This window comes from Pseudomonas sp. m6p (genome assembly GCF_055760375.1).
Genome location: NZ_CM147084.1, coordinates 2,329,553 through 2,341,980, shown reverse-complemented (window position 1 = coordinate 2,341,980; position 12,428 = coordinate 2,329,553). Strand labels below are relative to the sequence as shown.

The window sequence follows — 12,428 nt, the reverse complement described above, 5'->3', positions numbered from 1 at the left end:
CGATCGTCAAGGCAGAGACCGCCCGCAAGATGAGGCTATCTTCGTAGCGTTCGCATAGAAAGTTACTTGCTTACGCGGTTCCAAATCCTACCCACCGTAGTCGCAGAAACGCCCACTTCACCGGCCGTTTCTTTTCTGCTTAGCCCTCGAGCGCGGCAATTAAGGATCGCTTCAACCTTATCTGGAGATGTCCTTCTACCAGACTGCGTAGCAATAAGAGACCCGTTCTGAAACTCTCCATGCCATCTCGCGAGCACACCCAATTCGGCTAGTTGCTTACCTTCGATCCCGAGGCGTCCGAGTAACTCATCATGAGATTCGCGTTGCTCGAGACTCGCTGCGACAGTGAGAAGGGTAAGGGCATCCACTTGCAGCACCGATGCCACTGCTTCGAGCGTATCGATCGTGACGCTGCTTCGGGCGCTCTCCAGGTTGTACAAGTGCTTGGGGTCGATTACCCCCTGGAAGTCGTCTTTGCTGAGGCCTCGCGAAATTCTCATGAGCCGAAGGACTGCGGCTAATGAATTTCTCAATGACATGGCGGCTCCTCAAAGCTGAGGATAGAGCCACATTGATTAAATTCAATCCATGGAATATATTCCCTGAATTGCACAAATCACCAGCGACTCGTTCGAGCCCAAGCGCGATCCGCGGCCTCAAGCTCAATGATCCTCAGACAATTTCTGGAATATTTCCGTCACAGGCGGCGCAATGGAATGTCGGTGCTCTGTCCAGGATATGGTATGCAAAAGTCGCGCGCGCCTCCTAGATAGTCCGCTTTTAGGCGATCTCGGGGGGATCGTACGTTCCACCCTAGGGCTGGCGCAGTTTAGTCATCCGAATTTTTATGCATCGCCTTCGCGATGGATTCAACGAGAAACCGATGTTTAGAACAGACGACAATGATTTAGCAGGCGTCCCAGGACTCTTCGGCGAAGGGCTTGCGCACTGGCATGCAGTTTCCAGAATGCTCAGAAAGCACTGGTTCCACCTCACCGTGAAAATGATCGTGAAGGGCAGGGCACATGAGTTTGAACTGATGATCAATGACGAGCCCAAGCTCCAGCAAGTGCTCCAGTCACAAGACGCTGAGGTCTTCGTAAAAGAGATCCAGATTGTCACCCCGGCCAACATGAATGGTGGCGACGCTTGGCGGATGGAGAAGGTCGAGAGCTTGGCCTTGGGGCACGATTCAGAAGGTGAAGCCGTCTGTGTAGTGACGGTGGAGGGTGGCTCCATTTACCACGACTCCTATCGTTCCAGTCTGGATGTGACGACGTTGACCAGCATGCGACCCCTTTACGATCGCAGCGTGGGGCAGGGTGTGCACTGACTTGTCAGAGGAGCAGCGTTAATGGCTGGCGCGGATGGTAACGAGCTATTGAATGATGACCATACTTCTATAGACGGTGTATCGCTGAGCCTGGATGAGGCTCGCGCACTCGTGTCTGACGGCTTTCCCAAGAAAGCTTATTGCCTGGTCGAGCAGTGGACGCTTTTCCAGGCAAATGTGTCCGCTGATGATCTGGCCAAGATTCACGCTGCTGGCCATCTTCCATTGGTGGTCTTTGCCCATCGAGTCATAGAAGATAGCCGTGGTCGCTTTCAGCCTGGTGATTGGGTGAGGTCGAGTATGTGCATATCGTTCGACGGTAGCATCCTGGCTGAGACGAAGAACACAGTGTATGTGTTGGTCGGCCCTGGTCGACGCCTAACGGCGGGCCTCAAAACGATTTTCTCTTTTTTCTGATCGCGTATAGCAGTGGTCAGTCCATGTGTAAGGACACTTAATGCCCGGCTCCATCGATGTAGATTTTCACAGCAAACAGCATTCTGACTTTGATCTCCAGTGCATAGCCGGAGCAGTTTCTCAAGGCTTCGATCAGCCGGTTACTGCATACCTCACTGAAGCCTTCATTAAGTCCCGGACATGTGTTGGAGTGATATTCGGACATCAAGGCGATGACGCTCATGGAAGGTTTGAAGACGGCCGCATTATTCAAACGGGCGTCGTGGTAATGGCGCAGAAGGAGGAGGGTTATTGGGTCTTGTCAGATGAGGCGGGCGGCAGGTTCGTGCTCGTCACATTTCGCCGGGATGGTGGGAGCGAGAGTCTGCTGAGTTATCTAAAGACGGCAGAACCGCAACTAGAGCTACCGTGCTGAGCTGAACATGAACGATATTCCTTCGAACGACCAGGCTCTACCTAAAATCGAGATTGAAGAGTTCAGAGCGCGTTATCCGCAGCTTTTCTCGGATCCTAGAGTGGATGAGATCTACTGCGATCCAGGTTGGCGCGATCTTCTTTTGTCCCTTTGCGACACCTTGCAGTCGCATCTAACACGGCATCCTGATGTCATGCCGGTGACTGTCGCCCAGATCAAATCGAAATTTGGCGAGCTTCATTTCTTTTATGACGGTGGTGATGCGTATTGTCGTGGAGCTGTTGATTTGGCTGCGGAGCTTTCGCTGAAAACTTGTGAGATGTGCGGGGCGCCAGGCGGGCTCGTCGGAGGAAAGTGGGTTGCCACGCTGTGTTCGGCCCACAACCGTAATACCGAACTACACCGTTCGATCTGATGTAGCTTTCTCCGGGGAGCGTGCCGCTGTGCGCGGCCAGGCTGTCGTGAACCGGGCCCCGCGCTCCGCCGTGTCCCAGCCCTACGGGCTTCCATCCTTCACGCCTTCGGCTGTACCAGCCTGCGCGCTCCGCTTGCGTGGGGTGCTGAGTGCGGCCCATGACTCTTACAGCTGAAATGGAAACAACCTTGGTTGTTCTCAATGCGGGAGACTGGGCGACCTTCACAGCCTTTGCTTTTAAACATGGATCAACGTAAAAACACGCTCCCTTGGCCTGAAAGGAGAATTCCGTGTCGGAGCATAGCGCCCGTTTCCCTGCAGTCACCGCTTTACGTGTCGACGCATTTCGACAAGCTGAGTTACAGCTCGCTACCTGCGAGATCGAGCCGACCTATTCAGCTCTATCCGAAGCCCTAAGAGGTCTTGCAACAACCGCCTCGGCGAAGGGGGCATTCGAAGATGCGAGGGTATGGTGGCTGATGTCGGATCTCTGCTCAATGATGCTGGATGTGTCCAATCACAACGAGCCATTCAGACCTTATCTGGTCATGGGAAACCGGCATTCGATGACGCCGGCAACCTTAGCGATCGAAGAGTTCGAATTCTTTCGAGATGTGGTTGACGACTTACCCGATGGGCTCTTAAAGGCGAGGGTTTCGGACTTACTATGGATTACGCCAGGCTTCAGGCACATTCGCCACGCGCTGGCTGCGATCGACGGCTACGCGTCAGTACCTATAAATGATGACTGCTGGCATCAGGAAGGCAGGGAATGTCTTCATCGGGCTCTCACACTCGCTAAACAAATTGGGGCAGGGGGAGGGGATCGTCTTTCGGTCATCACTGCGACGATCATGGATGCCACAAGACGAGCCATTGAAGAGAAACTTGTGTTCGCCGTTGGTCTCGCTCAGACGGTCATGGAGTTCAGGCTCGACCATCCCGACACTTCTGCACTTCCCGAAATGCTGGCTGAGCTTGGACGCTCCTTTGATGAGAGTAAGGGCATATTCAAAGCTCGTACATGCTATGAGGCCGCGTCTAGGGGATTCGCCTTGTCTGATCGCGTTCTTATGGGGGCGAAAATGACAGTAGCTGTCGCAGAGACGTGGGTATCGGAGGCTGAGCTGAGAGGTGAGCAGACGCATCCGATTGTCGCGCAGAACGCCTTGGAAAACGCTCTTCAGATCTACCGCTCTGTTCCGGGTGCGCTTCGCGCTGAGCTAGATGTAGAGAAGGTATTACCCATTCTCCGCCAAAGAATCGCCGAATCCGGCGCCCGGGTTGTGGAACAAATGGCTACAATCGTTACCCGCACTGACATAACTGACTTGGTCGCACGAACCAGAGTTCTCGTCCAAGGCAAGTCTTTAGGCGATGCGGTATACAACCTAACTATGTTGTACCCGTTTTGTTCTCCGAACGACGCGCGAGTGGACGCCCTCAAGTCATTGCGGACAGGGATAGTAAGCTCACTGACAGGCGCAGTTTTTTTTGACGGAACTGGGAGGGTCATCGCAAAGCGCCCTCCACTTTCCTTCGATGCAGAGCTGTCTGAATCCGATGAGCATACTATCCAAGCCAAAATGGTCAGCGAGCATCAGCACACCATCAAGCTAACAGTACGCGGGGGCATTGTCCCGGCGCTCGCGTTCATCTCCGAGGAGCATTGCATCAAGGAGATGGATATGGTCGAAATGGCCAAGGCGTCGTCTCTTGTTCCTCCGAACCGCACTCAAATGATCGGCAAAGGACTGTACTGGGGCTTTGCAGGTGACTTCGGCATGGCCGCCCATTTTCTCATTCCGCAGCTCGAGGCGATAATTCGTCATCGAATGAAGGACGCTGGACTGAACACATCAACATCCAACGCTGATGGCATCGTCACTGAAAATGGGCTGAGCACCTTGATGGATGTGGAGGGTGTTACTGAGTTGCTAGGGGAGAACGTAGCCTTTGAGATCAAAGCAGTCTTCTGCAGCCCATATGGGCCAAACTTAAGAAATACCTTCGCGCATGGTTTGATGGATGACGGCCAGTTCTATTCAGAATCCATAGTCTATGCGTGGTGGTTTTTTCTCAAATATATCTCTGGGCCATTCTGGGAGACGGTAAGGAATAAATAGCCACTTACCGAGATCGTGGTGCGCGCTGAAATCACAACTCATCCTGCAGGTGTTGATCGAGCGGCAACAACCGATGGGCCCGCGAAAGGAAGACTGATAGATATCGTGTCGAAAGAAATTCGTCGCGCGATCAGATCGCCTGCGGGCCGCTGGAGCTGTCTATGGTGCCGGGGGCAGTCCAGTTTTTAATGTCTGCTTCGGGTCGGCGGGCCCGGCTTACCTCGGATGGAGGAGAAACTTCTGCCATCGATCAAGGAATACCAACCAGAACCCCAGATATCACGACTCTCTTTCGCTATCTACTGGTTTATGACGCCCGGGGCTCCAGATTCGTTGGTACTCGGTAATTCCGAGCAGTGCCGGTTCCAGTGGAGCGAGTTCTTAACCCTTCATTTTCGAATGTATCCGGGCGCGAGCAATGCGTTGCTGACTCCATCCAAAACATCAGCATTGCGGAGCCACAGTCTGAACTCATGCCCCTGGAGACTATGATTGGGTGAGCAGTCAACACTCCACTGCCTGAGCGTATAGCCAGCAATTAGCCTCGGGACTTTAATTTTGATCAGGTCATCGACCATTCCGTAGTCAAGTCTTGTCACTTCAGGCCTAGGTTGATCAGGGTGGGGGACTAGCTCCAGCACCACCGTACCAACACATTCGATGTCATTGCTGCCGGACTCGTGAGCTAGGGTAGACCCGACTTGCTCTATGACAGGATTTACGATGCGGGTTATGACGAAATCCCGGAACTCCCCAGATTTCCTATCAAACCCTCTTACGTGCCATCGCAGACCATTATCAACCAGCGTATGGGGCACGATCACGCGCTCACTCGATCCGTTCAATGATTCGTAGCTCATTTTCAGCGGAAGTCGCTGGGAAATTGCTCGCGTAACGACGCCCAGAGTAGTCAAATTCGGCTGGTCGATACGTACAGACTGAAGGGTTGCTAAAGCGCCTCCAAGCACGATGCTTGGTACCCCATCCGCGAACCCCTGACTCAACCAGGTCAACACGCGATCCGTACTGAACTCGTAAAGCGGCGAAAATCCGTCCGAAATGAAGTAGGTCTTAGTGCCTGTATCGTAAGCCATGTTGCAGGGCGCGAGCATTGCATACAGTGCTAGATCTCGGGTGGCCGAGGCGGTCTTGATCTGAAATCGCCTGACGAGGCTTTGTCGCCTTACCTCTCCGAGGAACCATAGGTTCAGCTCAATGAAGGCCAGCCGTTCCTGCTGAGATTGCGAGTGATCTGAGAAATCTTGGGGCATCAACGCTTTCGCTTGTAATGTCTGGGTTGCGGTGGTTCAGCGCTTGCGGCTAACATGTCGACATCAAATCAAAATGATTCGACATCATTCCCGCCTTACCACCGACCAGAACGCTTGGTAATACATCGGAATCCATAATGGATGATTATTTCGCCTCCGGCTACGGCGCTCTGCTCGATCTAACGTCACACCAGCGCAACCTGTTGCTGATCAGGCCCATCCTCAAGCTCGACTTCAATAAGCTCATGCACACCCGCGACGACGGGTCGTATCTGCTCGAAAGCATTGACACCAATTACCTGTGCTTAGCTGCCTTGTATTTTATGATGGAAGGCTCGGCCATACAGCAGGGCTACACCTTGGGCGAGGTGCGTGATCACTTGAAGATGCTTGCCGGTTCTATGCAGCGCACCCTCGATGAAGAGAGCCGAGGTCGAATTGCCGATATCGTATTGGATGCCCTAAGCAACAAGTCGAAAAAGTACATTGAGCACAGGGAAAGCTATTTCCATGCCCCCTCCGGGGAAACGAAATTTCTGAACTTCAGGCTGATCCGTTTCGAGCCAGATCTCGATCAAAACTACCGGTACAGCCCGACAAGAGAAGGCTACCTCGTGTTGATGGGAATGCTTGACCTGGAGGTTGAGGACTATCAAGTGCTCATCGAGAAAATGCTTGTTTACCTAATGGAAAATGGGCGTTTCGAGCAGGCCTATGACCTGGCCAACCGGGCACTCTCGCTTTCAGTGGAGCATCGCCAGATGATCCGCGATTTTGTTCGACAGGCTGCCAGGTCGCCAGGCTCTGTGAAATGGAGCACCGACATCCAGCCAACCCTCAATAATGCTCGTAAGCATGTTGAGGAGCGCCAGACCATTGACTTTTCAATGAAAGAATCATTGACCGAGAAGATAAGGGAGTTGGATAACGCTGAGGCAAGGGCACCACTTTCCAGGCTGCATGGCCAACTAGATGCCGCGAATCTTCAGCGCATGAAGCTTCTGACTGAAATTGGTGGGGCGGGGCAGGTTTTTCTCGATGGACAAGTCAGTGGCTTCAGAGCCCGCCGCGCATCCGGCCTTCCGGATCTCGAGTACAGCATCCTTCCTGATTTGATGGGTCGACCTACAGGTGAGATTGCTGCCTTTGCGGATACGGTTCTGCTTAGCCTTTACCCTGCGGTCAATCTAATGGTTCCAGATCTCTCGAACCTGTTTCATTTGCTCCTTGAACGGCGAAATAGCGAACTGCCCGGCGAATCGGAGGATGAACCAAGTGAATTCGAGGACTTCCTGGAAATCCCCATGCCATTCCCTAAGGAAATGATCTCCAAAGTCCACCGTTGGTTAGATCCAAAAATGCACGGCTCGGACATTTTGCACTTAGGCCAGATTCTTGATCAGGCCGAGGACGATGGGCTGACATTCATGGAGCAGAAAGCTGTCGCTTTTGAGCTATACCGGGCATTTGCTGACAGCGAATCCAGATACAAGAATCGCCACGCCATCATTGACGGTGAATTTGAAAGCTCGGTTGTGTTTGGTGACAACCTTCGATTCGAACAGGCCGCTGCAAATCAGGAGACGAGCGATGAGTAACAGCTTCCAGGATGCAGCCACGCTGGTCTACAAGGCTATGGCGATCCACAGCAGCCCCCACAACGATCCTGTCTACCGGCAGCTCTTAGCCCGATGCCGGGCTGAGCGTGATTTCGCAGAGGCAGTACAAGGTGTTGCTGAAGGCATGTCACTGATTGTGCTTGATATCAGCGACCGGGGCTTAGTAATAGCACCATCGGGTAAAGACAGTCGTTTCTCAATCCGGATGTCTGATTTCCGCAGCAAAATGTCGGAAGAGCAAAAGGTAGCCGTGTTGCTCGCCCACTTGGCGATTGGGGCCGTGTTCTACCCAACATCCGACTTCCTTGACGATGAGGGGCGTACCCCATTTCCTGCGACATTAGGGATCATCCGGGACAAACTTTTGAGTGTCGCCAAAGGCCTGGCGAAGGATGCCGAGGGTGATAGTTACGCAGCGGAGGAAACCCGCTCCGGTTGGGAGTACATGCTGAGCTTGCCAGTGAAGATTCCGAACTCTGAAAGGGCTTCACTTAGCTCTATCGAAGGAATTATCACGGTCTGCCTGAACCGCATGCTCGAGTATGGATTGATTCGAAAGGAGGGCCGAGAAGACATCGACGAGCAAACCTCGTTTACGCCGACTCACCAGCTGCGAATTCAGCTTCGCGAGCTGACACTTCCTACATTATTCAAGGCCGTAGTCGAGGCCGCAGCCTCTAAGGTCGAGGGTTGAATCCATGCGCATTTCTCGAATCTACGTCGATCACTTTGGCGCCCCGACTGGCTGGTATGAGCAAACCACGTTCGACTTTTGCGACCCGGACACAAATGCACCCGGCGATGCCTGCGTCAATCTTGAAAATGGGGGTGGGAAGACCTCTTTGCTCTCCTATATTTTCAGCTGCTTTGATCCAAGGCAGGATCGTTGGCTCCAGTATCTCCAGTCGAAGACACACTCCTTCCGCGACTATTTCGCTCGTGATGGCAGACCATCCTTTCTAATCATCGAGGCCATCATGCCGGCCAAGACGGTTGGTGGCGCAGAATATCCGCTCATTATTGGTCAGTCGGTTGTGGTGAAAGAGCACGCAGATCGTGCATCTGAGGTTGATCGTCGCTTTTTCACTTTTGAAGCCAATTCTGGACTGAGGTGGGAGGATCTTCCTGTCCCAGATATCTCCATTGCTCCCGTCAAAACTATGCCGGAATTTCTTGGATGGGTGCAGCAGTCGTCACGCCTAAGTGGCGGAGACTTCTACGTCACTCATCGTCAGGACGAATGGATGTCTCATCTGGAAGATCGCAGGATGATCGACCTTGAGCTTTTGAAAATGCAGGTGGCTTTCAACAGCCGTGAGGGCGGTAGCTCTGAAGGCTTTCTTTCATTCAATACTGAAAGCGACCTTGTGTCGAAACTCCTGAATCTGTCCATGAGCAAGGATCAGACTGCTGAGCTGCGGAATATGGTCGGGCAGGCGGTGGATAATCTGAAGTCAAAGCCACGTCTGGAGGAAAAACTTCGTCAGTTTGGCCACCTGCAGCAAGTAATGGGGCCATTCAGCGGTACAGCCCTTCAACTGTTGGGTGCTACTGAAGCGCTAAAAAACATCGAGCAACAGGCGGTGAACGTTACTGCTGCTATGCGAAGCAGGCTGGTTGTGACGGAAACGGAAGTCAGAAATAGCAGTGAGTCCATTGAAGATCTTGAAAAGCTTGCAACCAAACTCCTTCAAGATGGCAGCACGGCGCATTCCGATTATGTCGCAATCACTGGCCTTATTCTGAAGCGGGACGACGAGGCTGCTTCTCAAAACCTGAACCAAGTCACCATGGAAAGCAAGCAAGGTGAGCTTCACCTTAAAGGCCTCAGGGCCGGTCTGGCGCTTAGGGAGATCGACGCGATCACCACCAGTCTTCGTGATCTGGAAGTCAAGAAGGAGGCCATTACTCAGGAGCTCAAACCCCTTGAGCAAGAGTGCTCCAGGAATGGTTCCTTGCTTCGTTACAAACTGGAGCAAGAAATTGGAAGGCTGAGCGACACCATAAGGCAGCTGGTGCTGAAGCGTGATGCTGCGCAAGTACACATCACAGAGATCGACCAGGCCTTTAAAGAGCTGAATAAGACCTCTGGCGATCTGAACGAGCAGCAAGGAGTTCTCAAGGGGAAAATCGATGCTGCTCAGAAAATCTACGACGGTCTAATTTCCGGCCAGTTATTGCTGCCTACCGACATCGATGTCAGCGCCGCCCTTGATCGGTTTACTAACAACATTGAGGAACAGGAGGCTCTACTCAAAGAGCTTAAGGCTAGCCGTTCCGAAATGACGATTGCTCTCAATGAGCTACGCCATGCCTCTTTGCAGGCAAATCAAACGCTCAGCAGTGCCAATAATGGCCAAGACTCACTTAAAAAATACCTTAGCGAACATGAGCTTGCGATTGAGAAATTGCAAATGAATCCGCTACTGATAGATATGGTTCAAGGCGCCTGCGACCCACGATCTCTGGTTCTGGTCGGCGATGTTCAAAAGCTTATCGAGCAAACCCGTTCTGAGATATCGAAAAAAGATATTCGCCTGGATCAATTCGAACGTGAGCGTGAGTCAATCATCCATACGGGCCTATCTGGTAAAAACACTGACGTTGAGCAGGTAGTTGAGGCTCTTTCCAGAGCAGGTGTTCGCTCTGCCAGGGCTGCGAACACTTACGTGGCTGATCTTCGTCACGATGCAGACGAAGCCAGGGCATTGGTGCTTTCCGACCCAAGCCGGTACCTCGGCGTGAACGTCGCATCGGTTGAGTGGGATAGGGCAATGAGTCTGCTGCCTGAGTTTAACCTGGAGCTCTCCGCACCAGTCACCTTGGCCATTGCCTCACTGACGCCGACGAGCGCTGATTCAGAGCGTGTTGTTCTTCGTCCTATCAATGACTCGGCATTTAACCGTGAGGCTGCTCAGGTGGCTCTGGCCACGTTTGAGGCCAGCATTGCCCAGGTGAGCAACGAGCGTGACGAGTTTGTAGAGCGGGATAACCTCGCTCAGGCGGTGTTGAGCGAATTGAGGGCCTTCCAGGTGAGTTACTCGCACCAGCAGGTGGTAAGTGCTGAAAACGAGCTGGACAGGCTTAAAGAGCAGGCTGCTTTGACTGTGGAGTTAATCGACAACATCTCTGCTCAGATTACAGATTTTGAACAGTCCATTGCAGCCATTACGCCTAAAGTAGAGCAGTTGCCTATTGCAATCTCCGCCCTTGACGGTGGAAAGAAGCAGCTTCTCAACTACCTGGATAATTGGCAGGGGCCGGCCCAGGAAGCTCAGGCTTCTCTGAGAGAAATTCTGGCCAAGCTCTCTCAAATAGATCACCAGATTCGTGATCTTGATGTCACGAAGACCGAAAAAACTATAGAGGTCAGCGAACTTTCAAAGCAGGAGAGCAATCTTAAGCCGGGCTTGGTTTTTCTCCGAACTGAGCACGACCAGGTTGGGCGGTACGACCCTGAATTTGAAACTTCAGCCGATTCCCAGGTGTACAGCCTTGAATCACTACGATCAAGGTATGCCGAAGCAATGGCTTTGCTATCCGTGGAGGAAAAGGAGCGCCTTGGCCTTATCGGACATCTGCTCAATGCTAAGCGCCAGGATCTGGAAAAAGCAGAAAAAAATTATCGCCAGGAATACTCGGGTGTTGACGGTGAGATCGTCAAAACCCTCATGCAACTGGATCTGGAAAGTGAAATTGGTAACCAGCTAGCCAAGCTCACTGAACTTGCTAAAACCCGGCAAGAAAAGCAGTCAATCCATTCCGATGCCAAAGCAGCGATCAAGGAATATTGGCGAGAGCGCGAGCAAATCGAACCTTCTGATGAGATGTTAGTCTTGGCGGACGACGATCTGCGCATTGCTGCCAGCAATCGCCTCGACTTCTATGAGGAAAAAAAGGCCGAGCGCGAGACAGCCCTTGAGCAAATTGGCATCCAGAAGGTAAAAGCCGCCAAGCAACGCCAGTCGCTGAAAGATCTTCATTCCAATCTCAAGAACCTCGAAGCTACGTTCGACCGCAAAAATCTAGCGACTCAAGACGTGGAGCTCTCAGATGATATTGGTGAAATAGTCACTGACATCATCCGTAAACTCCGCGCACGTGAAGGTGAGGTGTCGCGGCTTCGCGCAGCGGCTAGCAACGCATACCAGGCCGTGATCAGGATTGCAGGAACGTCCGAGTTTCGAGCTGCCGAAGGTCAGATTGCCGAGATGTTCGCATCTGAGGATCTTGATCGGGCGTGCGCCGATAATGAACACATCACGGACATGATCGCCGATCGAGTTTCTGCTTTGCAGGGGACACTAGATGGAATGGTTCCTGATTTCGAGCGATGCGTTACCGAGATCTACAACCAAGTGGCGTCAGCGACGTCTTTGCTCAAGCATGCAATGTCGATCACGATGCCAATTGGCACGCCTTATGTAAGTGGTCGCTCGATCCTGAAAATGTCGAGTAACTTACATGGCATGTCGACTGACCAACGCAAAAGCGAGATTGCCCAGTACCTCAACCGCCTAATCGAAACCACCCTCATCCCGGAAACAGGGTCTGAGGTCATCACGCAGTGCCTGCTCCTTTTCACCCCTCGCCAGACCTTCGGTCTTCAGATCCTCAAAATGGAACAGAACACCGAGTTCCAGTATCAGCCGGTGAACAACGTGAAGAAGTCGGGCGGGCAAGGTACCGTGATCGCCATGTTCCTCTACATGTTGGTTAGCCACCTGCGTGTCGATACGGCAGCCAAAGCCATGAGTGCGGATTTCGGAGCACCGTGACCGGCCGTTTCGGTTGATCGTGACCGCTCATTTCGCTAACGCGTGACCGCTCAT

General features: G+C 52.6%; 9 protein-coding genes. 8 read left to right on the top strand and 1 reads right to left on the bottom strand.

The genetic code is table 11. The features are described 5' to 3' along the window. Positions 1-883: 883 nt before the first annotated feature. The 5 genes from ACYZUM_RS10595 (at position 884) to ACYZUM_RS10575 (ending at position 4,706) form a co-directional block, all read left to right on the top strand. Positions 884-1,333, top strand: a complete 450-nt coding sequence (locus tag ACYZUM_RS10595) for a hypothetical protein (RefSeq protein WP_042559121.1) — start codon at positions 884-886, stop codon at positions 1,331-1,333. A 21-nt stretch (positions 1,334-1,354) separates the two neighbouring features. Next, positions 1,355-1,750, top strand: coding sequence for a DUF6957 family protein (locus tag ACYZUM_RS10590; protein WP_042559122.1), 396 nt, complete (start codon positions 1,355-1,357; stop codon positions 1,748-1,750). A 40-nt stretch (positions 1,751-1,790) separates the two neighbouring features. Further along, the gene (locus ACYZUM_RS10585) at positions 1,791-2,165 is read left to right on the top strand and encodes a hypothetical protein (RefSeq protein ID WP_042559123.1); all 375 of its coding nucleotides are present in this window, start codon (positions 1,791-1,793) and stop codon (positions 2,163-2,165) included. 7 nt (positions 2,166-2,172) lie between these two features. Then, the gene (locus ACYZUM_RS10580; protein ID WP_142580062.1) at positions 2,173-2,580 is read left to right on the top strand and encodes a hypothetical protein; all 408 of its coding nucleotides are present in this window, start codon (positions 2,173-2,175) and stop codon (positions 2,578-2,580) included. A gap of 290 nt (positions 2,581-2,870) precedes the next feature. After that, the gene (locus ACYZUM_RS10575; RefSeq protein WP_042559124.1) at positions 2,871-4,706 is read left to right on the top strand and encodes a DUF4209 domain-containing protein; all 1,836 of its coding nucleotides are present in this window, start codon (positions 2,871-2,873) and stop codon (positions 4,704-4,706) included. 389 nt (positions 4,707-5,095) lie between these two features. Here the strand turns inward: ACYZUM_RS10575 and ACYZUM_RS10570 are convergent, their stop codons facing one another. After that, positions 5,096-5,977 carry a BrxR family helix-turn-helix transcriptional regulator gene (locus ACYZUM_RS10570; RefSeq protein WP_042559125.1) on the bottom strand — a complete coding sequence of 294 codons (882 nt, stop codon included), beginning with the start codon at positions 5,975-5,977 and terminating at the stop codon, positions 5,096-5,098. Between the two features lie 137 nt (positions 5,978-6,114). On the opposite strand from ACYZUM_RS10570, the gene ACYZUM_RS10565 reads away from it, so the two are divergent. Genes ACYZUM_RS10565 through ACYZUM_RS10555 form a run of 3 tightly spaced genes read left to right on the top strand, consistent with a single transcriptional unit; the run spans position 6,115 to position 12,374 of the window. Continuing rightward, entirely contained in the window at positions 6,115-7,575 is a 1,461-nt protein-coding gene (locus tag ACYZUM_RS10565; protein ID WP_052491530.1) for a hypothetical protein, read from the top strand. Beyond that, complete coding sequence (locus tag ACYZUM_RS10560) at positions 7,568-8,290, top strand: hypothetical protein (RefSeq protein WP_042559126.1); 723 nt, start codon at positions 7,568-7,570, stop codon at positions 8,288-8,290. Before ACYZUM_RS10565 ends, ACYZUM_RS10560 begins: the two co-directional genes overlap by 8 nt. 4 nt (positions 8,291-8,294) lie before the next feature. Then, on the top strand, positions 8,295-12,374 hold the full coding sequence (locus ACYZUM_RS10555; RefSeq protein WP_473061329.1) for a hypothetical protein: 4,080 nt from the start codon (positions 8,295-8,297) through the stop codon (positions 12,372-12,374). Positions 12,375-12,428 lie beyond the last annotated feature (54 nt).